Source organism: Sphingomonas sp. (assembly GCF_024508665.1).
In the GTDB taxonomy this organism is placed as follows: domain Bacteria; phylum Pseudomonadota; class Alphaproteobacteria; order Sphingomonadales; family Sphingomonadaceae; genus Sphingomonas.
In genome coordinates this window covers 516,762-541,706 of record NZ_JANINP010000002.1, presented here as the reverse complement: position 1 = coordinate 541,706, position 24,945 = coordinate 516,762, and the positions used below count along the sequence as shown (strand labels likewise).

17 protein-coding genes are annotated in these 24,945 nt (G+C 65.1%); 13 read left to right on the top strand and 4 right to left on the bottom strand.

What is annotated here, in order from left to right; genetic code table 11:
• The 3 genes from Q0L25_RS05235 to Q0L25_RS05225 are packed head-to-tail and all read left to right on the top strand — an operon-like array spanning position 1 to position 5,262.
• The gene (locus Q0L25_RS05235) at positions 1-2,400 is read left to right on the top strand and encodes a glycoside hydrolase family 31 protein (protein WP_296612179.1); all 2,400 of its coding nucleotides are present in this window, start codon (positions 1-3) and stop codon (positions 2,398-2,400) included.
• Positions 2,397-3,071: a DUF6445 family protein gene (locus Q0L25_RS05230; protein ID WP_296612177.1), complete on the top strand. Its 675-nt coding sequence runs from the start codon at positions 2,397-2,399 to the stop codon at positions 3,069-3,071. The genes Q0L25_RS05235 and Q0L25_RS05230 overlap by 4 nt, the downstream gene beginning before the upstream one ends.
• Position 3,072: 1 nt before the next feature.
• Entirely contained in the window at positions 3,073-5,262 is a 2,190-nt protein-coding gene (locus Q0L25_RS05225; RefSeq protein WP_296612176.1) for a glucoamylase family protein, read from the top strand.
• Between the two features lie 4 nt (positions 5,263-5,266).
• Here Q0L25_RS05225 and Q0L25_RS05220 read toward each other — a convergent pair whose 3' ends face one another.
• Complete coding sequence (locus Q0L25_RS05220) at positions 5,267-5,959, bottom strand: PilZ domain-containing protein (protein WP_296612174.1); 693 nt, start codon at positions 5,957-5,959, stop codon at positions 5,267-5,269.
• Between the two features lie 255 nt (positions 5,960-6,214).
• On the opposite strand from Q0L25_RS05220, the gene Q0L25_RS05215 reads away from it, so the two are divergent.
• Positions 6,215-7,612: a M20/M25/M40 family metallo-hydrolase gene (locus tag Q0L25_RS05215; RefSeq protein ID WP_296612173.1), complete on the top strand. Its 1,398-nt coding sequence runs from the start codon at positions 6,215-6,217 to the stop codon at positions 7,610-7,612.
• Positions 7,613-7,810: 198 nt separating this feature from the next.
• On the opposite strand, the gene betI is transcribed toward Q0L25_RS05215, so the two are convergent.
• Positions 7,811-8,461, bottom strand: a complete 651-nt coding sequence (gene betI / locus Q0L25_RS05210; RefSeq protein WP_296612171.1) for a transcriptional regulator BetI — start codon at positions 8,459-8,461, stop codon at positions 7,811-7,813.
• A 152-nt stretch (positions 8,462-8,613) separates the two neighbouring features.
• Here betI and Q0L25_RS05205 point away from each other — a divergent pair, with 152 nt between their 5' ends.
• Together Q0L25_RS05205 and Q0L25_RS05200 are read left to right on the top strand one after the other, a co-directional pair.
• Positions 8,614-9,792, top strand: coding sequence for an aromatic ring-hydroxylating dioxygenase subunit alpha (locus tag Q0L25_RS05205; protein ID WP_296612170.1), 1,179 nt, complete (start codon positions 8,614-8,616; stop codon positions 9,790-9,792).
• A 122-nt stretch (positions 9,793-9,914) separates the two neighbouring features.
• The gene (locus Q0L25_RS05200; protein WP_296612168.1) at positions 9,915-11,522 is read left to right on the top strand and encodes an NAD(P)/FAD-dependent oxidoreductase; all 1,608 of its coding nucleotides are present in this window, start codon (positions 9,915-9,917) and stop codon (positions 11,520-11,522) included.
• A 184-nt stretch (positions 11,523-11,706) separates the two neighbouring features.
• Here the strand turns inward: Q0L25_RS05200 and Q0L25_RS05195 are convergent, their stop codons facing one another.
• Entirely contained in the window at positions 11,707-13,002 is a 1,296-nt protein-coding gene (locus tag Q0L25_RS05195; protein ID WP_296612167.1) for an APC family permease, read from the bottom strand.
• A gap of 246 nt (positions 13,003-13,248) precedes the next feature.
• Here Q0L25_RS05195 and Q0L25_RS05190 point away from each other — a divergent pair, with 246 nt between their 5' ends.
• The 3 genes from Q0L25_RS05190 to Q0L25_RS05180 all read left to right on the top strand — a co-directional run bounded on the left by Q0L25_RS05190 (position 13,249) and on the right by Q0L25_RS05180 (position 18,860).
• Entirely contained in the window at positions 13,249-14,832 is a 1,584-nt protein-coding gene (locus tag Q0L25_RS05190; protein ID WP_296612234.1) for a tetratricopeptide repeat-containing sulfotransferase family protein, read from the top strand.
• Positions 14,833-14,937: 105 nt separating this feature from the next.
• The gene (locus tag Q0L25_RS05185; RefSeq protein WP_296612166.1) at positions 14,938-17,529 is read left to right on the top strand and encodes a TonB-dependent receptor; all 2,592 of its coding nucleotides are present in this window, start codon (positions 14,938-14,940) and stop codon (positions 17,527-17,529) included.
• A gap of 110 nt (positions 17,530-17,639) precedes the next feature.
• The gene (locus tag Q0L25_RS05180) at positions 17,640-18,860 is read left to right on the top strand and encodes an FAD-dependent oxidoreductase (protein ID WP_296612164.1); all 1,221 of its coding nucleotides are present in this window, start codon (positions 17,640-17,642) and stop codon (positions 18,858-18,860) included.
• 239 nt (positions 18,861-19,099) lie between these two features.
• On the opposite strand, the gene Q0L25_RS05175 is transcribed toward Q0L25_RS05180, so the two are convergent.
• On the bottom strand, positions 19,100-20,674 hold the full coding sequence (locus tag Q0L25_RS05175) for an ABC-F family ATP-binding cassette domain-containing protein (RefSeq protein WP_296612162.1): 1,575 nt from the start codon (positions 20,672-20,674) through the stop codon (positions 19,100-19,102).
• Positions 20,675-20,869: 195 nt separating this feature from the next.
• Between Q0L25_RS05175 and Q0L25_RS05170 the strand changes: the two genes are divergently transcribed.
• From Q0L25_RS05170 to Q0L25_RS05155, 4 genes are all read left to right on the top strand, one after another.
• A complete protein-coding gene (locus tag Q0L25_RS05170) occupies positions 20,870-21,220 on the top strand; it encodes a hypothetical protein (RefSeq protein WP_296612160.1) in 351 nt (116 codons plus the stop codon).
• Between the two features lies 1 nt (position 21,221).
• Positions 21,222-21,593 (top strand): hypothetical protein, encoded by a 372-nt coding sequence (locus Q0L25_RS05165; RefSeq protein WP_296612158.1) that lies wholly within the window; start codon positions 21,222-21,224, stop codon positions 21,591-21,593.
• A gap of 97 nt (positions 21,594-21,690) precedes the next feature.
• Positions 21,691-22,998, top strand: coding sequence for a methyl-accepting chemotaxis protein (locus Q0L25_RS05160; protein ID WP_296612155.1), 1,308 nt, complete (start codon positions 21,691-21,693; stop codon positions 22,996-22,998).
• 277 nt (positions 22,999-23,275) lie between these two features.
• Entirely contained in the window at positions 23,276-24,628 is a 1,353-nt protein-coding gene (locus Q0L25_RS05155) for a DEAD/DEAH box helicase (protein ID WP_296612153.1), read from the top strand.
• Positions 24,629-24,945: the final 317 nt, after the last annotated feature.

The following is a 24,945-nucleotide window of genomic DNA, read 5'->3' as shown; positions in this document are numbered from 1 at the left end:
TTGCGTCTAAGGCACCTGATCCTCGCCACCGCCGCACTGGCCCTGCCGGGCATGGCGGCGGCGAAGTCCGTCGACCATTACACCGCCTCGGCCAACGGCATCAAAATCGAAATCAGCGCGCCGCGCGCCGACATCATCCGTGTCCGTGCGGGCGAGGGGAGCCTGCCGGAGGACGCGTCCTGGGCGGTCCTGCCGCAATCGCGCGAAACGCGCGTGCCGCTGCAGATCAGCGACAAGGGCGACACAACCGAGATCCGGACGTCGCAACTGATCGTCCGCGTCGATGACAAGACGCTGGCCATCACCATCACCGACCTCGCCGGCAAGACGATCCTGGCCGATGCGCCCGGCACCCCGATCCGCTTCGACAATGGCGGTTTCCGCATCCGCAAGGCGATGCCCAATGACGAACATTTCTTCGGCCTGGGCGACAAGACCGGGCCGCTTGACCGGCGCGGCGGCGCCTATACCTTCTGGAACACCGATCAGTTCGGTTACACGCCGGCGACCGACCCGATCTACAAGTCGATCCCGTTCGTCATCGGCTTGAACGAGGCGGGCGGCACCTACGGCCTGTTCATGGACAACACCTGGCGCGGCTTCATCGACCTCGGCAAGTCCGAGCGCGCGGCCTTTTCGTTCGGCGCGGAGGGCGGCGGGGTCGATTATTATGTGATGACCGGGGCCACGCCCAAGGACGTCGTCCAGGATTATGCCTATCTGACCGGCCCGGCGCCGCTTACGCCGAAATGGGCGCTGGGCTTCCAGCAATCGCGCTGGAGCTACATGACCCAGGTCCAGGCGCAGGGGATCGCGGACCGATTGCGCAACGACAAGATTCCGGCCGACGTGCTGTGGCTGGACATCGATTATCAGGACCGCAACCGCCCGTTCACGGTCGACAAGAAGGCCTATCCTGATTTGCCCGGGCTGGTCTCGAAGCTCGACGCGATGAAGATGAAATTGGTGGTGATCACCGATCTCCACATCGCGAATGCGCCGAACCAGGGCTATGCGCCCTATGACAGCGGGATGGCGGCGGACGTGTTCATGAAGAGCCCCGACGGCACGCCGTTCGTCGGCCCGGTCTGGCCGGGCCCGGCGGTGTTCCCCGACTTCACCCAGGCCAAGGCACGTGATTGGTGGGGCCGCAATTACGCCGAGTTCGTCGGCATGGGTGTCGCCGGCTTCTGGAACGACATGAACGAGCCGGCGGTGTTCAACTCGCCGACCAAGACGATGCCGATCGACGTGGTCAACACGATCGACTCGCCGGGCTTCAGGACGCGCAAGGCGACCCAGGCGGAGACGCACAACATTACCGGCATGCTCAATTCGTGCGCCACCTATGAAGGGGTGAAGAAGCTTGCGCCCGACCGCCGGCCGTTCGTGATGACGCGCGCCTCGTACGCCGGCGGCCAGCGCTGCTCGGCGACCTGGACCGGCGACAACACGTCGAGCTGGGCGCATCTCTCGTTGTCGACCACGCAATTGGTCAGCCTCGGCCTATCGGGCTTTGCTTATTCGGGCGCGGATATCGGTGGCTTCGCCGGCAACGCGCCGTCCCCTGAATTGCTCACCCGCTGGATCGAGGTCGGTGCGTTCAACCCGATCATGCGCGACCATTACCAGAAGGGGAAACCCGAGCAGGAAGTGTGGGTGCACGGCGCGCAGCAGGAGAATATCCGTCGGCGCTATATCGAGGAACGCTATCGGTTGATGCCCTATCTCTACGGCTTGGCCGAGGAGAATAGCCGCACCGGGCTGCCGCTGATGCGCCCGGTCGTGCTCGAATACCCGGCGGTGGTGAAGGGCGGCGACCGCGTCGGCGGCACCGAGGACCAGTTCATGCTCGGCCGCGACCTGCTGATCGCGCAGCCGCCGACCTGGGAATCGGCCGCACCCTACGATATCGGCCTTCCCGGTGTCGGTTGGTACGATTACTGGACCGGCGAGCAGGTCCAGGGCGCCTCGGTCAAGGAAACACCGCGGCTCGATCGGCTGCCGGTGTTCGTCCGCCCGGGCGCGATCATCCCGAAACAGCCGCTGGTCCAGTCGACCGCCGAGACGCCAAAGGGCGCGATGGAGATCAACGTCTATCCGGGCAGCGATTGCGCCGGATCGCTCTATCTCGATGACGGGGTCAGCTTCGCCTATCAGCGTGGCGGCTTCCTGCGCCAGGCGATCCGCTGCGATGCGGGCGCGCTTAGTTTCGATCCGCGGATCGGCAGCTACAAACCCTGGTGGATCGGGTTCGACGTGGTGATCCACGGCTGGAAGGGCGGCGTACCGACGGTCAGGATGGGGTCGAAGAAGATCGCCGCGCGGGTTGCCGACGGCACGCTGCGCTTCTCGCTTCCCGACCTTCCCAGGGGAGCGCGGATCGCGATCCAACCGTGAACCCCCAGCTGCGCCGCTTGGGCGAGGCCCGGAGCCCGGTGGTCGTGGTGGACGACTTCACCGGCGCGGTGGACGAGGTGGTCGAGTTGGCTGCGGCTATGGCGCCGTTCCCGTCAAGTGTCGGGACCTATTATCCCGGACTACGACAGCCGATCGCGGTCGGGGACAAGGCCTATGGCTATGTCGAGCGGTTGCTTGAGGCAGCAGGGCCGTTCATCGGCGGAGGCTTCGACGTCGATACGTTCGAATTGCTCGGGGCGAGCTTTTCGATGGTGACGACCGCACCGAACACGCTCGATCCAGCGCAGCGCGCGCCGCATTTCGATTCGACCGATCCCGATTATCTCGCGGTGCTCCATTATCTCAGCGACACGCCCGGCACGGCGTTCTTCCGCCAGCGCGCGACCGGCATCGAATTGGTCGACGACCGCAATGTCGACCGCTTCGTGGCCACCGCACGCCGGGTGAATGCCGACCTGTCCGGCTATACGGCCGGATCCAACCAGCATTACGAGCAGATCGGCCAGGTCGAGGGCGTGCGCGATCGCCTCGCCATCTATCGCGGGTCGATGCTCCATTCGGGAATCATCCCGCCGGACATGGCGTTCAGCGCCGATCCGCGGCTGGGCAGACTGACCGCCAACATCTTCATCAAGGGTCGCAGAGGATAATATGAGACTTGCCCGCCTGGTCGCCGGCGCCGCCGCCTTGTCGCTCGGGGGTGCCGCACTCGCCAACTCGGTTTACGAGCGCCACGTCGTGTTCGACAATACGCGCGGGACCGGATGGTACCTCTACTCGGCTGGGGAGGCGGTGGCGCCGAGTCGGATCGATCTGGTCAACGGCAAGCTGCCGCTCGAGACCAAGCTGACGCATTCTCCGCCCAATGCGATCCGGCTGAGTTGGACGTCGAAGCAGGGCGGCAATTGGTGGGCGTCAATCGAGACCGCGCGAATCTGGGGAACACAGACCGATTTCAGCGGCAATGCGCTGACCTTCTGGGTATATTCGGACAGCGAGATCGACGCGGGATCGAGTCCGCGCATCATGCTCGGCGATCTGCAGGGCGCGGGCAACCCGGCGATCGACCTGATCGGCTCACTGCCCAAGATCGCGGCGAAGACCTGGACCAAACTCGTCCTGCCCTTCGCCGATTTCAAAGGTACGACGCGGGGTACCAGCGACGAGACGTTCGATCCGCGTCAGTTCGCACGGCTGACCATCGTCCAGGGGCTGGACGACGGTCGCCCGCATTCGATGGTGATCGACGATATCCGGATCGAGAATGCTGTAAGCGGCGATAGCAGCCCGCCGACCGCTCCGGCCGCGCTCACCGCGCGCGGATTCGAACGCCATGTCGAACTGGCGTGGATGCCCAGCCCGTCGCCCGACACCGAAAGCTATCGCATCTACCGGTCGGTCGGCGGCAAGCCGTTCGAATGGGTGGCGAGCCAGCGGGTCGGCTGGAACCGCTATCAGGACTTCGTCGGTCCGGTGGGGGTCAAGGCAATCTACCGCATCACCGCGGTCGACGCTGCCGGCAACGAGAGCCCGGCCACGCCGACCGCCGCGGCGCAGACGCATGCGATGACCGACGATCAATTGATGTCGATGATCCAGCAGGCGCAATTTCGCTATTATTGGGATGGCGCGCATCCCAAGGCGGGATTGGGGCTGGAGATCACCCCAGGCAATCCCGACCAGGTCGCGATGGGTGGGTCGGGCTTTGGCGTGATGGCGTTGATCGTCGGCATCGATCGCGGCTTCGTCACACGCGATCAGGGCACCGAGCGGATGCTCAAGATCGTTCGCTTCCTGAAGGGCGCCGACCGCTTCCACGGCGTGTGGCCGCACTTCCTCAACGGCAATACCGGCAAGGTGATGCCCGCCTTCGGCAAATATGACGATGGCGGCGACCTGATCGAAACCGCGTTCATGATGCAGGGCCTGCTGACCGCCCGGCAATATTTTGCCCGCAACACCGCCGCCGAGCGTGAGATTCGCGACACTATCACGACCCTGTGGAAGGGGATCGAATGGGACTGGTACCGTCAGCGTCCCGACAGCGATTTTCTCTATTGGCACTGGTCGCCCGATTACGGCTTCCACATCAACCACCCGCTGATCGGCTGGAATGAATCGGCGATCGCTTATCTGCTCGGCATCGCGTCGCCGACGCACCCCGTGCCGGCGAGCCTGTGGCACACCGGCTGGGCCGGCACTTCGCCACTGGCGCTCAAGTATCGCCAGGGTTGGAGCCGGACCACTGACGGCGACCATTTCGTCAACGGCCACAATTATTACGGCTATAAGCTGGAGGTCGGCGAAGGAAACGGCGCCGAACTGTTCTTCACCCAATTCTCGTTCCTGGGCTTCGATCCGCGGGGCAAGCGCGACGCCTATACCAACTATTTCAAGAACAACCGTGATATCGCGCTGATCAGCCACGCCTATGCGATCGACAATCCGCGTAAATGGGCCGGCTATGGCGACGACGCATGGGGCCAGTCGGCGGGCGTCAATACCGGCGGCGGCCGTGCCCAGCCGCGCGACGATAACGGCACGATCACGGTCCATGCCGCGCTCGGCTCGATGCCCTACACGCCCGAGGAGTCGCTGAAGGCGCTACGCCATTATTATCGCGACCTTGGGTCACGCATCTACGGCACCTACGGCTTTTCGGATTCGTTCAACGAGAGCCAGGGCTTTTATGACGAAGCCTATATGGCGCTCGATCAGGCTCAGACCGTGGCGATGATCGAGAATTACCGGACCGGCTTGTTGTGGAGGTTGTTCATGTCCAACCCCGAAATTCAGCCGGCGCTCGACAAGATCGGGTTCAAGCCCGATCCCGCACCCTAGATCATCAACCGCGGTTCGCCGCGATCCAGCGGGCGATCGCGTCGAGCGGGATCGGGCTGTTGAAGGCGAGTCCGGCATTGCTCGAATCGTGCCAGCGCGCGGTGCCTTCGATCGGCGGCAGGCCTGTAACCGACAACACGATCGGCCCGTCGATCTTTTCCCAGACATTGGGATCGGCGGAGGTGATGCGCGCGCCGCCTTGCGAGATATCGCGCAGGTCGACGGCATAATAATGCGCGCCGCAGCGCAGCCGGCCTCGCGCCGCGATGTTGATGCGCGGTGCGCGTGCGTGGAAGCCCGGCGCGGGGTCTTCGTCCCCGCCGAGCACCATGGTCACGTCGATTTCCTCGTCGAACTGCACACCGATGCGATTCTCGCGCCGCCATACGACATGGCCCGAGGCGCGGTGCCCGGATTTGAACTCGGCGGTCAGCAGATCGGCGATCGCCAGGTCCGACCAGATATTGGCCATCAGCCCGCCGGGCGAGATGTTGCGGACGAGGCACAGTTCCTCGCCGTGGCGCGTATGCAGTTTGGCGACACGCATGACCGCGATGTGGCGGGTGCCATGACGACGTTCTTCATCAGGCACGGATGTGCTCGACCGCGCATTGGCCAGAGGCGCATCGTCATGCGATTCGAACATGCGGCCCTCCACTTCGAGCGTCATCCCCACGGTATCGGCGATCGCCCACATTCGGCGGTCGCTCCAGCTTCGTCCTGCCCGGTACGCTGCCGGCTGGCGGTGCCCTTCGCGGGAAACCCCCGCTCACCGCAATCCGCCGCAGCCCATTCTGAAGAACGTTCGTTAATGAAGTACTGACGGCGGGCCGCAAGTCACCGCGATTATGGTGAAAAACATCCGAATTGGTGATTTCCCGCGCACGATTGTTACGCTTGCTCCGCGGCGGCGGATGGTCGACAGTCCAATCGTACAACAAAGGGGTCGTTGATGAACAAGTTCGGACTGGCCGCGATGGCGGCGGCGTTGATGGCAACGGCGGGCGCGGCGGCGCCAAAGACCGCCGGGCATCCTCAGGCTGACAGCGAAGCGCTCGAGCTCGCCAAGAAGGCCATCGCGTTGCGCTCGGTCGCCGGTCCGAACAACCAGACGCCGCAAGTGGCGGCGCTCTACAAGGCCGCTTTGGTCGCCGGCGGGTTCGCCGACAAAGATGTCGAGATCACCGCGGTCGACGACACCGCCTATCTGATCGCGACATGGCCGGGCAGTGACCCCAAACTCAAGCCGCTGGTCATTTCGGGCCATATGGACGTGGTCGAGGCCAAGCCGTCCGACTGGCAGCGCGATCCCTTCACCCCGGTGGTCGAGAACGGCTATCTGTTCGGCCGCGGCGCCACCGACATGAAGCTCGACGGCACGATGGCGATCGCCGCGCTCAACGAACTGCGGCGCGAAGGCTACAAGCCCAAGCGTACGATCATCATCGAATTTTCGGGCGACGAGGAAACGCGGATGAAGACCTCGGCGATCATCGCCGACAAGCTGAAGAATGCCGATCTCGTGCTCAATATCGATGGCGGCGGCGGCATTCTCGACGAGGCGACCGCCAAGCCCAAATACTGGACCTGGCAGGGTGCCGAAAAGACCTATGCCGATTTCGAGCTGACGGTGACCAACCCCGGCGGCCATTCCTCGGCGCCACGCCCGGTCAATGCGATCGTTCAATTATCCGCCGCGCTCGAGAAGATCGGCGCCTATCATTTCAAGCCCGAGCTGAGCGACCTGACGCGCGAGGCGCTGAGCAAGGCGGCGCCCTATGAGGAGCCCGAGGTCGGCGCCGCGCTCAAGGCGTTCGTCGCCAATCCCAACGACGAGAAAGCGCTGGCGGTGCTGCGCAACAACCCGAGCACGGTCGGGCGGATCGGCACGACCTGCGTGCCGACGATGGTCAATGGCGGTCATGCCTTGAACGCGCTGCCGCAAAAGGCGACGGCCAACATCAATTGCCGCATCTTCCCCGGCCATAAGCCCGCCGACATCATGGCCGAGCTGCAGAAAGTCGCTGGCGATCCTGCGATCGCGTTCAAGGACGTGACCGAAGGCTCGGTCGCGAACGACGCCTCGCCGATGCGCACCGATTTCATCGCCGCGGTCAATCGCGCGATGGGCAAGGTCTATCCGGGTGTGCCGGTCTTCCCGGCCATGTCGTCGGGCGCGTCGGACAGCATGTGGTTCCGGTACCACAATGTGCCGAGCTATGGCGCCAGCCCAACCTTCATCAAGGAATCGGAAGATTTCAGCCATGGGCTGAACGAACGCACCCCGATCAGCAACATCACGCCGGGGATCGATTACTATCTATCGCTGTTTGCCGATCTGACGAAATAGCTTGTCAGGGTCTGCACTCAGTTACCGCGAGGTCGTGACGGAGCCGATTTTGGTGTCCGGCGAGGAGCAAGGAGGGAGCGATGCCTGTAGCATCGGGACCGACGCGCGACGACGTCCGGGCGGCAAAATCGGCCCGCCGCTTCGCGGTTGCCCGCAGGAGTTCGCCGAGCGTCGTCGCTTGCTTGCGCGTAGCTTCAGCTACGCGTCCGCGCTGCGCTCCTCGTCGGCGGGCTCCTGCGGGCAATCACGATCCTCACGGCAACTGAGTGCAGACCCCAGTTGCCGTTCGGCGAGGCTGCGCGCCTCGTCGGCTGTGAAGCTGTCGGGTGACAGGCAGAGTTCTAGCCATAGCCCGTCGACCAATGCGGTGATCGCGATCGCGGTCAGGCGGCGGTCGGCGGGCGCGATCCCGCATTCGGCCAGCAACGCCTCCAGATCCTCGCGATAGCGTGCGTAGATCGCATCGTGGCGCTCGGCGATCTGCGGCTTGCCGGTCAGACTCCAGAACGCGATCCAGGTCGCGAGCAGCGCGCGGTCGGCGATCGGAGGCGCGAAACTCGCGGTGACATAGGCGGTCAGGCGCGCGCGCGGATCGCTCCCCGCGGCGGCGACCGCGGCGGCGAGCGCGTTGCCGACCTGCTCGCCGACCCAGGAATAGGTCGCGGCGATCAGCGCGTCGATCCCGGCGAAATAGTGATTGATCAGGCCGGGCGAGACTCCCGCCTCTACCGCGATTGGCCGCACCGATGCCCCGGTCGCACCGTCGCGCGCCAGCACGCGCGCGGTCGCCTCGATCAGGCTCTGGCGTCGTGCATCGGGTTCGGCGCGGGAGAAAGCGGGTTTGGTCATCGTTCCTCACCCGGCCTTGTGCCGGGTCCACTCCTCCATCTCTCCGCCGCTGCATGATGCACAGTGGATGCCGGGACAAGCCTGGCATGACGGTAGTTGCAATAGCGGGTTCCTTATTATACGATCGTACAACAAGCAATCGGGGATTAGTCATGGCGCATCGCTACGCCGACATCGAGGACCATGATCCCGACGCCGATTGGAGCCTGCCCGGCTGGCTCTATACCGATCCCGAATATTTCGAGGTCGAGATGGCGCGGGTGCTGCGCCCGTCCTGGCAGATCGTCTGTCATGAGAGCGATATCGCCCGGCCCGGCGCCTTTCACACGCTCGACTATCTCGGCGAAAGCGTGATCGCGATGCGCGGTCAGGACGGTGAGGTTCGCGCCTTCACAAACGTCTGCCGCCACCGCGCGATGCGGCTGGTCGAAGGGCCGACTGGGTGCGCCAAGAAGCTGGTCTGCCCCTATCACGCCTGGGTCTATGAAACCGACGGGCGACTGTCGGGCGTACCGATGAAAGGCGATTATCCCGCGTTGCGGCTGGAGGACAACGGGCTCGCCGCGGTCGATGTCGAGATCTGGCGTGGTTTCGTCTTCGTGCGGTTGCAGGACGATGGCGGCCCGTCAGTCGCGGCGATGATGGCGCCCTACGACCACGAAATCGCGCCTTATCGTTTCGAGGACATGCGCTGCATCAGCCCGGTCCGGTTGCGCGAGCGCCAGGTCAATTGGAAGAATGTCGGAGATAATTATTCGGACAACCTCCACATCCCGGTCGCGCATGACGGGCTGACCCGCCTGTTCGGCAAGAGCTATGCGATCGAGGCGCAGCCCTGGGTCGACAAGATGTCGGGCCAGATTGTCGATCGCGTGTCCGACAACGTCTGGGAGCGCTTCTATCAGAAGTATCTGCCGCGCGTGGATAACCTGCCGGAAGCGAACCAGCGGTTGTGGCTGTATTACAAGCTGTGGCCGAACATGGCGTTCGACCTCTACGCCGATCAGATCGACTTCATGCAATGGCTGCCGCTGACGCCGACCACCAGCCTATTGCGCGAGATGGCGTTCGCGTTGCCTGACGGCCGGCGTGAGATGAAGCTGGTGCGCTATGCCAATTGGCGGATCAATCGCGTGGTCAATGCCGAGGATACATGGCTGATCGAGCGCGTCCAGCAAGGCATGGCCTCGCAAAGCTATGCGGCGGGCCCGATCGGTGCGAGCGAAGTGTGCCTGCGCAGCTTCGCCAGGAAGATCCGCCACATCATCCCGGAAGCACGGCTGCACCGCGCGCCGGCACGGGGATGGTCGCGAAGGCCGCGACAAGTTTAGAAATTAATCCCTCTCCCCTTGGGAGAGGGAGGGAGCCGGCGTAGCCGGCGGAAGGGTGAGGGCAGTTCGGTGAGGCAGTAGCTGCCCTCACCCAACCCTCTCCCAAAGGGAGAGGGCTTGTAGTGACCAAGAAATACGACGCACTGATCATCGGCGGTGGCCATAACGGCCTGGTCTGCGCTTTCTACCTCGCGCGCGCCGGGCTCAAGGTGCGCGTGCTCGAACGGCGGAACATCGTCGGCGGCGCCGCGGTCACCGAGGAGTTCCATCCCGGTTTCCGCAACTCGACCGCGAGTTATACGGTCAGCCTGCTGCGGCCCAAGGTGATCAAGGACATGCGCCTGCACGAACGCGGCTGGCGGATCATCGAACGCACGATCAGCAACTTCTTCCCGCACGAAGGCGGCTATCTCAAACTCGGCGGCGGCGAGGATCGGACGCGGGCCGAATTCGCGCGCTACAGCCAGAAGGATGCCGATACCTTCCCGAAATATGAGGAAGCGCTCGAGCGCGTCGCCGATGTGCTGCGCGACCTCTCGCTCAAGACGCCGCCCAATGCCGGCGGCGGCCTGCGCGCGCTGATCGCCGCCGCCGCACAGGGCAAGAAGCTCGCCGGCATGCCGATCGAGGCGCAGCGCGACGTGATGGACCTGTTCGTCAAGTCGGCGCGAGATTTCCTCGATGGCTGGTACGAGAACGAATATATCAAGGCCGCGTTCGGCTTCGACGCGGTGGTCGGCAATTATGCCAGCCCGGACACGCCGGGATCGGCCTATGTCCTGCTCCATCACGTGTTCGGCGAGATCAATGGCAAGAAGGGCATGTGGGGCCATTCGGTCGGCGGCATGGGCGCGATCACCAGATACATGGCCGAAGCCTGCGAGGAGGCAGGCGTCGAGATCAGCCTGGAAGCGCCGGTCACGCGCGTGCTCGTCGATGGCGGCAAGGTCGCCGGCGTCGTGCTCGAAAGCGGCGAGGAGATCGCCGCATCGATCGTCGCGTCGAACGCCGGCCCGGCCTTGCTCTTCCGCCAATTGGTCGACCGCGCCGATCTGCCGCCCGAATTCGCGCATCGCATGGACCGCTTCAAGGCCGGATCGGGCACCTTCCGGATGAACGTCGCGCTCAGCGAATTGCCCGATTTCACCGTGCTTCCGGGCAAGGAAAAGGCCGAGCATCACACCTGCGGCATCATCATCTCGCCGACGCTCGATTATATGGACCAGGCGTTCACCGATGCGAAGGCTCACGGCTGGTCCAAGAAGCCGATCGTCGAGATGAAGCTCCCGACCTCGGTCGACGACAGCCTGGCGCCGCCGGGGATGCACATCGCCAGCCTGTTCTGCCAGCAATTCGCGCCGACGCTTCCGGACGGTCGTTCCTGGGACGACGAGCGCGAGGCGGCGGCCGATCTGATCATTGACACGGTCAACGACCATGCGCCGAATTTCAAGGCGTCGATCATCGCGCGCCAGATCCACTCGCCGCTCGACCTCGAACGCAAGTTCGGGCTGATCGGCGGCGACATCATGCATGGCAACATGTCGCTCGATCAGCTCTGGGCGGCGCGCCCGGTGCTCGGCCACGGCGATTACCGCAGCCCGATCAAAGGCCTCTATATGTGCGGGGCGGGCACGCATCCGGGCGGTGGCGTCACCGGCGCGCCGGGGCACAATGCGGCGCACGAGATATTGCGCGACCGGTCGGTGCTAGGCCGGCTGTTCGGCTAGGACATGCTGAGATCTGCTTATCGATCTTTATTCACCCTCACCCTTCCGGCGCTTCGCGCCTCCCTCCCGTGTTGGGTCGGCCATGCCCCCGGCATGGCCTAAACAGCGCGGGGCGCTGTTTACCCAACACGCCCAACGGGAGAGGGAAGGGGCCCGCCGCCGCAGGCGGTGGGAAGGGTGAGGGTCAATGGACCAAGTCAATACCATCACCCAGAGTTGCCTTGGGCCGCAGGAAATAGAGCGGGATCGCGGTCAGCATCAGTATCACGCTGAGTCCGGCCGCTTCCCATCCGGCGCCCCAGAAGGCGAACAGCGAGAATGCCACGCCGATCGCCGCGGTCGGCATCGCGATGCGGCGGACCAGTGCGGCCACGCAAATGGCGAGATAGAGCCAGAGGGTCGCGCACGACGCCAGGATCGCCATGAACTGGAACACGCCGCCGAGGGTGGGACTGGCGGTAAAGAGCAGCAGCACCGTTCCGAGCGTCGAGGACAGCAGCAGCACCCGCACCGGCACGTCCCGCGCCGACACCTTGGAGAACCAGCCGGGCAGCAAGCCCGCCCGCGCCATGCCCAGCGGCACCTCGCCCTGGATCAGGACCCAGCCGTTGAGCGCGCCGATCGCGGCGATGGCGGCGAACAGGGCGATCGTTTGCGACGCGCCGGATCCCCAGAACTGGCCGACGAACAAGGCGAACGGCGCGGAAGATTTGGTCACTGCGTCCGGCGACAGGATCAGCACTATCGCCGAGCAGACCAGGATGTAGAGCAAGCCCGTGCCTATCGTGCCCGCCATGCTCGCGCGCATGATGTTGCGCTCGGGATCGCGCACGCGCTCGGCGGCGACCCCGGCGGATTCGAAGCCGACCAGAGGAAACAGGGTCAGCGTGACGGCGGTGGCGATGCTGGCAATCACTGCCTGCTCCGCGGGAAATGCGGGCAGATGGACCTCTCCGCGCACACCCAGCGACAGCGCGATGACGATGACCGCGATCAACGGCGTGATCTTGAGGATCGTCGTCACCACCTGAAACCGTCCCGCCGCCCGCGCGCCGGCGAGGTTGAGCAAGGTCAGCAACCACAGCAGCGCGACCGAGGTCAGCGCGCCGGCCCATGGCGTCGCATCGAGCGGTGGGACGATAGCGGCGAGATAGGACGTCGCGGCCGTGGCGATGGCGGCATTGGCGCACCATACCGATACCCAATAGCTCCAGCCGACGAGCACGCCCGCCAGTTCGCCCAATGCTGCACCAGTGATGGCGACCGCGCCGGTCGCCTCCGGCATGGCCTGCGCCATGCGGCCGATCGTATAGGCGATGGCGAGCGCACCGGCGATGCTGACGATCCAGGCGATCGATCCGGTCCAGCCGAACGGCGCGAGCGCGGCCGGCATCATGAAGATGCCGGACCCGATCATCCCGCCGACGACGAGCGCCGTTGCGGTCCAGAATCCGAAAGGCCTTTTGTCGCTGGTGTCCATCGCGGCTCCCCTCGTGCGCAGCAAAGCACGTTGGAACGGGCTACGCTAGGAGAACTGCTTTAGCCCCTCCCCTTGAGGAGAGGGGTTGGGGTGGGGCTGATCCTCTTGGCGACTTGCTTGAGGCACTGCCCCACCCCCAACCCCTCCCCTGAAGGGGAGGGGCTTTATTGGGCACGTTGCGGGCCTCGAATGTGCGCCTTAGGGTACCCCTGCATGACAAACGAGGCACCAGGCAGAACGGGCAATATGGCGATGGCCGGGCGCTATCATCCGCGGCTGGTCGAGGCGGCGATGGCGCTCAACGACAATGCACTGCACGTCGCCGAACCTTTGCTCAAACAGCATCTCAAGGACGATCCGTTCGACGTCGCGGCGATGCGCATGCTGGCGGAGCTTGCCGGGCGGATCGGGCGCTATCGCGATTCCGAGGCATTGCTGCGCCGTGCGATCGAACTGTCGCCGGCGTTCACCGCGGCGCGCGCCAACCTCGCGCTGGTCCTCTACCGCCTTAACCGTCCAGGCGAGGCGATCGACGAACTCGAGCGCGTGGTCGCCGAGGATCCGGACAATCCCGGTCACGCCAATCTTCAGGCGGCGGCCTTCGGGCGGATCGGCGATTTCGACGGCGCGATCGCACTGTACGACCGGGTGCTCAAGGACGCGCCCAACCAGCCGCGCGTGTGGATGACCTATGGGCATATCCTCAAGACGGTCGGGCGCCAGCAGGACGGGATTGCGGCCTATCGCCGCGCGCTCGCGCTGATGCCGGCCTTGGGAGAGGCCTGGTGGAGCCTCGCCAATCTCAAGACGGTCAAGTTCGACGATGCGGATATCGCGGCGATGGAAAGCGCGCTCGCCGATCCGGAAATCTCGGACGAGGACCGTTTCCACCTCGACTTTGCGTTGGGCAAGGCGTTCGAGGATCGCCGTCAGGCCGAGGCCGCCTTCCGTCACTATGAGGCGGGCAACGCGCTGCGGCGGACGAAGCTGGTCTATGAGGCCGACGAGACCGAACGCTTCGTCGACCGCTCGATCGCGCTGTTCACGCCCGGTTTCCTGGCCGAGCGCGCCGGGCAAGGGTGCGACGCGCCCGACCCGATCTTCATCCTCGGCATGCCGCGCGCCGGGTCGACGCTGATCGAACAGATATTGTCGAGCCACAGCCTGGTCGAGGGCACGTCGGAGCTACCCGACATCCCCGCTTTGGCGCGGCGCGACCAGAATTACCCCGAAGGCATGGCCGATTTCCCTCCCGAAAAGCTGCGTGCGCTGGGCGAGGAATATCTCAAGCGCACGCGCATTCAGCGCCGCACCGACCGGCCGTTCTTCATCGACAAATTGCCCAACAACTGGGCGCATCTGCCGTTCATCCACCTGATCCTGCCCAAGGCGAAGATCATCGATGCGCGGCGTCACCCGCTCGGCTGCTGCTTCTCCAATTTCAAGCAGCATTTCGCGCGCGGCCAGGCGTTCAGCTACGCACTGGAGGATATGGGGCGCTATTACCGCGACTATGTGCGGCTGATGGCGTATGTCGATCGCGTGCTGCCGGGCCGCGTCCATCGCGTGATCTACGAGGATATGGTCGACCATACCGAGCGCGAAGTGCGCCGGTTGCTCGATTATTGCGGGCTGGAGTTCGAACCGGCCTGTCTGGCGTTCCACGAAACCGAGCGAGCGGTGCGGACGGCCAGTTCGGAACAGGTCCGGCAGCCTATTTTCCGTGAAGGTACAGAGGCCTGGAAGCCATTCGACGCGTGGCTGGATCCGCTCAAATCCGCATTGGGCGACGTGCTCGACGCTTATCCGGCCGCTCCGGCCGCGTTGTAAAAACGCAACGCGTCGGCATGTAAATATCGTGCCCCCTGCTCTTCGCTTGACGAATGCTGCGCCCGCTAACACGCTGCCGTAACAAAAACGCAAAAGGGGCTTTCCATGTCACTCCTTCGCCGTCGTCTTGTCGTCAGTGCGTTGCTCGCCTCGGCAGCACTCGCCGCCACTCCGGCCCTGGCACAGGACGCCCCGCCGGCGCCCGACGGCCAGGCCAGCAATCAGGCTGAGAACGGCGACATCGTCATCACCGCGCTGAAGCGGTCGGAGACCCTCCAGAACGTGCCGATCAGCGTCCAGGCGCTGAGCACCAAGAAGCTCGACGAGCTCAATATCTCGAATTTCCAGGATTACGTCGCGTCGCTGCCGTCGGTGTCGTTCCAGGCACTGGGCGGCACGCCGGGCACCAACGTCGTCTATATGCGCGGCGTCGCGTCGGGCGGCGACGGCAACCATTCGGGCTCGTTGCCCTCGGTCGGCGTCTATCTCGACGAACAGCCGGTGACGACGATCGGCGGCAATCTCGACGTCCATATCTACGACATTGCGCGCATCGAGAGCCTGTCGGGCCCGCAGGGCACATTGTACGGCGCCTCGTCCGAAGCCGGTACGATCCGCATCATCACCAACAAGCCCGACACGTCCGGCACCTATGGCCGCGTCGACCTCGAGGGCAACAAGGTCAGCAAGGGCGGCTGGGGCGGCAAGGCGGAGGGGATGATCAACCTGCCGCTGTCGCCCAACATCGCGTTCCGTGCGGTCGGTTATTACGAGAAGGACGCCGGCTTTATCGACAACGTGCCGGGCACGCGCAGCTTCCTCGCCGGCGCCTCTCCTGCAGTCGCGTCCCAGCCCAACGATACGATCCGGCCGGATGGCGGTATCACGGTCAACAACAACGCCTTCGTCAAGAAGGACTATAACGACACCGAGATTTGGGGTGGCCGCGCCGCGCTCAAGGTCGATCTCGATAGCAATTGGACGATCACGCCGAGCTTCCTCTACCAGGACACGCGCAGCCATGGATCGTACGGCTTCGATCCCAAGGTCGGCGACCTCCAGGTCCAGCATTTCTATCCGGAATATCGCCGCGACAAATTCTGGCAGGCCGGGCTGACGATCGAGGGCAAGGTCGGCAATTGGGACGTGACCTATGCCGCGGCCTATCTCGATCGCAAGGACCTGCAGTCGAGCGACTATACCGATTACGCGGAAGCCTATGACAATCTCTATTCGTCGGTTGGCGGCCTAGCCGGCTATTTCTATTATCAGGATCATAACGGCAACACGATCGATCCGCGTCAGCGCGTCGTGGGTACCGATCACTTCAAGAAGATGAGCCAGGAATTCCGCGTCGCCTCGCCCTCGACCGACCGGTTCCGTATCGTCGCCGGCGCCTTCTATCAGCGCCAGAGCAACTTCATCCATCAGGATTATCAGATTCCGGGTCTCGCTACCGATCTTTCGGTCAACGGCTGGCCGGGCACCTTGTGGCTGACCCAGCAGCATCGCGTCGACAAGGATTACGCGATGTTCGGGGAAGCGAGCTACGACATCACGCCGACGCTGACGTTCACCGCCGGCGGGCGCGCGTTCATCTACGACAACACGCTGATCGGCTTCTTCGGTTTCGGCCGCAATCCGGGCAGCGGCTATACCGATTCACCCTATAATGGCGCGGGAAGCTCGAGGACCGGTTTCATCCAGTGTTTCACCACCGGCGGACAACGTCTGCGCGATGCACTCGCCACCGGCGGAGCGACGACCCTGTTACCGCCAGCGGTGGCGGGAGCACCGTGTACCAACCTTGGCGTTTATACCAATGGGGGTGTCATCCCCGTCGAAGCATCCGGCCAGGGCGTGACCTATCGCTTCAACCTGGGCTGGAAGCCGAAGCCCGGCCTGCTGTTCTACGGCACGGTGTCGCGCGGCTTCCGCCCAGGGGGCATCAATCGTCGCGTCGACGTAGCGCCCTATGCCGCGGACTTCCTGACCAATTACGAGCTCGGCGCGAAGACCACTTGGCTGGGCGGCAAGCTCCGCTTCAATGCGGCTTTCTATCGCCAGGACTGGGACAAGTTCCAATTCTCGTTCCTCGGCCAGAACAGCTTCACCGAGATCCATAACGGCCCCAATGCGCGAATCTGGGGTGCGGAATTCGACAGCGCGCTGACCTTGGGCGGGCTCAGCCTGACCGCGTCGGGGTCCTATACCGATGCCAAGACTACCAAGAATCTGTGCCTGTTCGACGACCCCACCTTCACGTGCGCTGACACCGGCAACGGCAACATCATCTCGGCGCGGAAGGGCACGCGCCTGCCGATCACGCCCAAGGTCAAGCTCAACGGGACGGCGCGCTATACCGCTCCGGTTGGTGACGCGAAGATCTACGGCCAGGCCGTCGTATCGTACCAGAGCTCGGCGTCGTCCGACATTCGTACAGCGATCTACGAAGCGGGAACCGGTAACATCATTAATCCGGCGGCATTGCTCGGCCGACTGAAAGCATTCACTACCGCGGACTTCGCGCTCGGGGCGGAATTCAAGAACTTCAACCTCGAAGTCTTCATCGAAAATGCCTTCGACACCCGCGGCCAGCTCTCCCGCTTCCAGGAGTGCGGCAGCTGCGGACAGCGGCCGTATATCGTTCCGATCCGGCCGCAGACCGTCGGGGTCCGGATCGGGTCGAAGTTCTAGTGAAGGCCGGCGCGGCGGTCCGGTGACTGCCGCGCCGCCTATAGCGGAGCTAGGGCAAGCGATACATCGCCGCGCTGGCGCGACCCGGTGTTTGTGCCTAACGGATTCCGATGGAACAGTTTGACGTCCTTATCGTCGGCGCGGGCCACGGCGGTGCGCAGGCGGCGATCGCGCTCAGGCAAAGCAAGTTCGATGGGTCGATCGCGCTCCTCGGCGACGAGCCCGAATTGCCCTATGAGCGCCCGCCGCTCAGCAAGGAATATCTCGCCGGCGACAAGAGCTTTGAGCGCATCCTGATCCGCCAGCCGGCTTTCTGGGAGGAACGGCAGGTGACGATGCTGCCCGGCCGCCGCGTCGTCGCGGTCGACCCGGTCGCACATCGCGTCACCACCGCCGATGGCGCGGAGATCGGCTATGGCAAGCTGGTCTGGGCGGCGGGCGGCCACGCCCGGCGGTTGAGTTGTCAGGGTCATGATCTGGCCGGTGTCCATACCGTGCGCACCCGTGCCGATGCCGATCGCATGATCGCCGAACTGCCCGATGTGCGGAACGCGGTGGTGATCGGCGGCGGCTTCATCGGGCTCGAAGCGGCGGCGGTGCTTGCCAAGTTCGGCAAGAAAGTGACTCTGCTCGAAGCGCTCGACCGCGTGATGGCACGCGTCGCCGGTCCGGATCTCTCGCATTTCTACGAGGCCGAGCATCGCGCGCACGGCGTCGACGTTCGCCTGGGTGTCGCGGTCACCGCGATCGAAGGCGATGGCAAGGTTGCCGGCGTGCGCCTTGCCGACGGTGGCGTGGTTCCGGCCGATCTGGTCGTGGTCGGGATCGGCATCGTGCCCGCGGTCGAGCCGCTGATCGCCGCCGGTGCCGAGGGCGGCAACGGCGTGCGCGTCGACGCGCAATGCCGCACCTCGCTGCCGGATATCTTCGCGGTCGGCGACTGCGCGCTCCATGCCAACCGCTTCGCCGGTGGAGCGGAGGTGCGCCTCGAGTCCGTCCAGAACGCCACCGATCAGGCGACGGTCGCGGCCAAGACGATCATGGGTGAGGATGTCGCCTATGAAGCGACGCCGTGGTTCTGGTCGAACCAATATGATCTCAAGCTTCAGACCATCGGCCTCTCGATCGGCTACGATCAGGCGGTGGTGCGTGGCGACCCGGCGACGCGCAGCTTCTCGGTCGTGCACCTGAAACAGGGCAAGGTGATCGCGCTCGACTGCGTCAACGCGACCAAGGATTACGTCCAGGGCCGCAAGCTGGTCGAAATCGGCGCGGTGATCGATCCGGAGCGGCTTGCGGATGCGGCGGTACCGCTCAAGGAAATGATCTGAGTCTCGACTCGGACTTGCGTAGAGCGGAGTGAATTTTGACCTGATTCGTTCACCCTCACCCTTCCCACCGCCTGCGGCGGTGGGCCCCTTCCCTCTCCCATCGGGCGCGTTGGGTAAACAGCGCCCCGCGCTGTTTAGGCCATGCCGGGGGCATGGCCGACCCAACACGGGAGGGAGGCGCGAAGCGCCGGAAGGGTGAGGGTAATTAAGATGGATCCAGCCGATTCCATTATTATGCTCTAAGTCAGCGCAACTTCTCGTTCGATCCAGATCGCCTCGAGAAAGGCGGGGTCGTGGCTGACTACCAGCAGCGCGCCGTCATAACCGCGCAGCGCCGCTTCGAGCATCTCGATCGAGTCGAGATCGAGATGGTTGGTCGGCTCGTCCAACAGCAGTAATTGCGGCGGCCGGGCGGCGGACAGGACGCAGGCGAGCCCGGCGCGGAGGCGCTCGCCGCCGGACAAGGTCCCGACGACGCGCAACGCCGCCTGATTGCGAAAGGCAAAGCGGGCGAGCGCGGCATAAGCCTGATTCTCGCCGAGCTCGGGATTGAGCGCGCGGAGATTGGCGAGGATCGTCGCGTCGCGGTCGAGCAACCCGACATGCTGGTCGAGCAAGGCGATGCGGTCGGACCGCGTCACCGTCCCGTCGACCGGCGCGATCGCACCTGCCGCGAGCAGCAACATACTCGTTTTGCCCGTGCCGTTCGGTCCGGTCAGCGCGACGCGTTCGGGGCCACGGATGGTCAGGCTGAGCGGACCGATCCGCCGGTCGCCGCGCGCGATCACCGCGTCCTCGATCCGGAGCAATTCGCGCGAAGAGGAGAGGCCGCTCGGCGGCAGGTCGATACGGAGCGGCGTCACGACCTCCACCCGCTCGCGGGCGGTCGATCGGGCCGCCTCCGCCTCGCCGATCAGTCGTCGCGCCGTCTCTCCCTCGCGCGCACCACTGCCCTCGGCGCGTTCCTTCATCATTCCCGCGACGATTCGCGGCACGCTGCCCGAGGCACCGAAGGCGCGGCCGGCCTTGTCGCGGCGTGCCTTCTTCTCTCGCTGTTCCTGCGCGCCCCGTTCGGCTTGGCGCAGTCCGGCCTCGGCGCGGTCGAGCGCCTGTGCGGCGCGCTCGCGATCGGCATCGCGCAGCGCGACGAAATCGGACCAGCCGCCCGTAACCGACCGGCAGCCGATCGGCGTCAGCTCGACGATACGATCCATCGTCTCGAGCAGTGCGCGGTCGTGGCTCGCCAGCACCACGCCGCCTTTCCACCCGGCGATCAGAGTCGCGATCGCCGCGCGGCCATCGGCATCGAGATTGTTGGTCGGCTCGTCGAGCAACAGCAGATCGGGCGCCGCGATCACGGCACGGGCGATGGCGATCCGCGTCCGCTGTCCGCCGCTCAGGGTGGCAAGCGGGCGATCGAGATCGAGCCCGGACAAGCCGAGCCCGGTTAGCGCGTCGCTGATCCGCTCCTCGAGTGTCCAATCGGCGGCGGCGAAATCATCGGCGTCGCCGCCGCCGGCTTCGATCCGGCGGAGCAAGGCGAGTGGTCCGGCGACCTCCAGTGCGGCCGCGATGGAGATCGTATCGTCCGGCCAGTCCTGACGCAGCAAGGCGACGCTGCCGGCGCGTGCGATGTTTCCCGAAGTCGGTACAACCTCGCCCGCCAACGCGCGGAGCAGGGTCGATTTGCCGCAGCCGTTGCGCCCGACCAACGCGGTGCGCTGGCGGCCGAAGGAAAGGGTCAGATCGGAAAAGAGCGGACGGCCGTCAGGCGTCGAGAGCGACAGCGAATCCACGGTTGCGAACGAAGACATAGGGCACCTGGGCAAGAGAAACGGATCGGGCGATCGCGGTCTTGTCCAAGGTCAGTCTCCTTCGCTGGCGGGCGTGCGTGCCCGTCTTGGAAGCGTCACATAGGGATGGTTGAAGGCGCGCGCAAACCCGCGGTCCATTGACGGTGCGGCGGGTTGGGTATTTCCTCCAGCCCGTCCGATACAGGGAGTCGTCCAATGATCACCCGCAAGCTCGCTTTCGCCTCGCTCCTGGTCGCCGCCGCAATCGCTGCCGCGCCCGCCCAGGCCCGGATCGCGCGCTGCGTCATCGATTCCGAAGGAACCAGCTATCGCGGACCCTGCCAATATGTCGTTGCGCGCGGCGGTACCTTCACCTTGAGCCCCGCCCATGGCCGGTCGTTCGGCGAGGGCGTGGTGAGCGTCACCGTCTACGTTACCCAGCGCGGCGTGGCGGACGTTCGCGGACTGACGCGCGACGGCATCAATTCGCGCTGGGGCCGTGCGATCCGCTCGCGCCGGGACAGCGCCTGCTGGGTCGGCGAGGACTTCTCGGTCTGCGCCTATTGAGATGGCGGAGCCCGGTGCCAATCGCCGCATCCCGCCCGGACTGATCGCGATCGCGGTCGTGCTGGTGATCGCCGGATCGGTATTCAACAATTGGCACCGCGAAGCGCTCCTCGCCGCGCTCAAGGAATCGCTGCTGACCTTGGCAATCGTCGCGATCTTGCTCGCGATCCTCGCGGCGATCGAGATCCTGCTTCACGGCAGGGCGCGGTTATGGGGCCGGATCGGCGGGCTGGCGATCGTGTCGGGCGTCGTGTTGTGGCGCCTGTTCCATGGCGGCAGCACGATCATCGCGTCTATCGCCGGCCTCGCTTGGCTCGCCGTGATCGGCTTCATGGTCGTGGCGATGCTGCGCAACCGGGATCTTGGCCGCTAAGCTATAAAAATCGTTCCATGTCATGGGACTGTCACTTTAGCCTAACCCCCGCTTAACCTCGATCGCCCTAGGTCGCCCCCGTAACGAAAGGGGTGAAATGGGTCGCGGGGTGTTGTGGAACGACGACGGCGAACAATCGGGCGCCGGCCGCGTCGCGGATCGGCGGTCGATCGGCGCGGATTCGACGTTGCTCGCTGCGGTCGAGGTATTCCGCCACGCACCCGAGCTCAGGATATTGGCAGTGGTCGATGCCGCGGGGGCGCCCATCGGGGCGCTGCTCGATCGCGACATCCGCCGGTTGCTGTTCAGCCCGTTCGGCTTCGCTTTGCTCTCCAACCCCAGTTATGGCGGTAATCTGGCCCAACATGTCCGGTCCTGCCCGACGGTTGACCGCGCGGCGGGGATCACCGCCATCCTGCGCGCCTGGCATCGCGACGGTGGTGGTGAAGGCGTGATCCTGACCCATGCCGGCCGGTTCGATGGCGTCCTCGACCAGCCCAGCCTGTTGCGCATGGCGGCCGAGCGTAACGCCGCCGCAGTCGCCAGACGGGCGGCGCGCGCCGACCGCATCCAGGCAGCGGGAGAACGCTTCAAGGCCGCGGCGCGCGACCTCGCCACCGACCTGGCCGGCGCTTCGACTCTGGTGGTAAGCACGTCGGGTCGTATGGCCGAGCGCGCGGACCAGATCGGTGGCGCGACGGCGAATGCCGCGGCCGCGGCGTCACAGGCGGCGATCCACATGGCCGAGATTGCCGATCGCGGCGGTGCGCTGGCGGATTCGCTCCACGGCGTCGAACGGCAGATGGCGGAGGCCAAGCGCGCCACGCGCGCGGCGGTCGGCCTGGTCTCCGACGGTACGCGCCAAGTCGGCCAATTGGCCGGGGCGGCGGACCAGATCGGGTCGGTCACCGCGCTGATCGTCGATATCGCGCAGCGCACCACGATGCTCGCGCTCAACGCCACGATCGAGGCGGCGCGCGCCGGCGAAGCGGGACGCGGCTTCGCGGTCGTCGCCGGAGAGGTTAAATCGCTCGCCACCCAGACCCGCGTCGCGGCGGGCAATATCGGCAAATATATCACCCATATCCGCCATGCCGTCGACCAGGTCTCGCTCGCGCAGGGGGGCATGGTCGCGGCGGTGGGCGCGGTCGATACCCTGTCGGACACCGTTGCCGCCGCGGTCCACGACCAGGGTGCCGCCACGCTGCATATTTCGACCAACATCGCCGAAGCGAGCCTCGCGACCGACCATATCGATCAGAGCGTGCGTGCGATCCTCGATGTCGCCAGCGCGACCGGCGACGACGCGACCCGGATGCGCGACATGGCCGATGCGCTGGGCAACCGGGCGCGCTCGCTCGAAACGCATCTGACGAGCTTTCTCGAGGAACTCGAGGCGGCTTAGAGTCTTTGCAGCTTCGCTGCGGGCCGGCACCGCAACTGTTTCAGCAGAGCTGAAACAGACCCAAACGCCCCCAATCTTGACTTTTTGCGCTGCAGCAAATACATCGCGGCCATCGAGGCGTTACGCAGCGTGATCGAACCTATGCTTCACGGCTAGGGTTCAGGCTCCGCCTCGGTCGTTCAAGCGACAGGCTTCCCAAGTCACGCGGGGTGTCAATTCAACCCCGCCGCCCGTGCGTCCACCGGACGTGCGAGAGGCATTTTTGCATAAGGTTTCCATGACCAATTTCACCGATCTCGGCCTTGCCGAGCCGCTCGTCCGTGCGCTCGAGGCCAAAGGTTATTCCACGCCGACGCCGATCCAGGCGCAGGCCATTCCCCATGTGCTCGAAGGGCGCGACCTGCTCGGCATCGCGCAGACCGGCACCGGCAAGACTGCCGCGTTCGTGCTGCCGTCGATCCAGCGCCTGGTTGAAAGCGGCAAGCGCGTCCTGCCGACGCATTGCCGCATGCTCGTGCTCGCCCCGACCCGCGAGCTCGCCAGCCAGATCGCCGAGAGCGCCCGCGCTTACGGCAAGTTCAGCCGCATGTCGGTCGCGACCGTGTTCGGCGGCACCAGCATCAACAAGAACCGCCAGGACATGGCGCGCGGCGTCGACATCCTGGTCGCCACGCCGGGCCGTCTGCTCGACCTGATCGAGCAGCGTTTCGTCAGCCTCAATTTGATCGAGACCCTGGTGCTCGACGAGGCCGACCAGATGCTCGACCTCGGCTTCATCCACGCGCTCAGGAAGATCGTGAAGCTGGTCCCGCGCCAGCGTCAGACTCTATTCTTCTCGGCGACCATGCCGCAGTCGATCCGCGAACTGGCCGACCAGTTTATCAAGGATCCGGCGCTGGTTTCGATCAAGCCGGCGGCGACCACCGCCGAGCGCGTCGATCAATATGCTACCCTGGTCAATCAGGCGGAGAAGCAGGCGCTGTTGACGATGACCCTGCGCGATCCGGCGATCGACCGCGTGCTGGTCTTCACCCGTACCAAGCACGGCGCCGACCGCGTCGTACGGCTGCTCGGCGGCAACGGCATCGCGGCGAACGCGATCCACGGCAACAAGAGCCAGGCCAATCGCGAGCGCGCTTTGGCCGCGTTCAAGTCGGGCGAGGTGCCGGTCCTGGTCGCGACCGACATCGCCGCGCGCGGCATCGACGTGTCGGGCGTCAGCCACGTGATCAATTTCGAGTTGCCCAACGTGCCCGAACAATATGTTCACCGCATCGGCCGCACCGCGCGTGCCGGCAATGACGGCATCGCGATCAGCTTCGTGGCGGATGACGAGCGTCCCTATCTGCGCGACATCGAAAAGCTGACGCGTCAGAAGATTCCGCTCAAGGCGCTGCCGGAGAATTTTCTGGCGGAGGCGGCGAAGATCGCCTCGACCCGCTCGAAGCAATCGGTCACTGCGCAGCAGGAACGCGACGAGCGTCCGCGTGGTCCGCGTGGCGTTCGTCCGCCGCGCAAGACGCACGAAGCACGGCCGGCCAACCCCTATGCCCCACGTGGCCGGGGCGGCAATCGCCGCCGCGGACGTGGTGGCCAAGGCGGCGGTGGCCGGACCCACGCCAGCGCCTGATCGGAATTTCTCCCTGGGCTTGGGCTCGAGGAGAGGTGAGTAGAGCGTAGCGAAAAGGGCGTCGGAGCGATCCGGCGCCCTTTCTTCTCGCATTGCGCAACTTCTCTCGTCCCTGCCGCTCCCTTCTTCGCCCTAAGCCAGAATGCTCCGGCCCAAGGAGTGCAGTTCCGCGCCCCGACCGAGCCGCAGAATGTCAAAAAATGCCAATCGCAATGACGCCTCCTGGAGATAACGAACCTTTCGCGATGCGGAGCGCGGAAGGTTCGGCGGGGGCCTGGCTATCGCGTCCGCGCGTCGGCCTAGGGGGGAAGACCGTT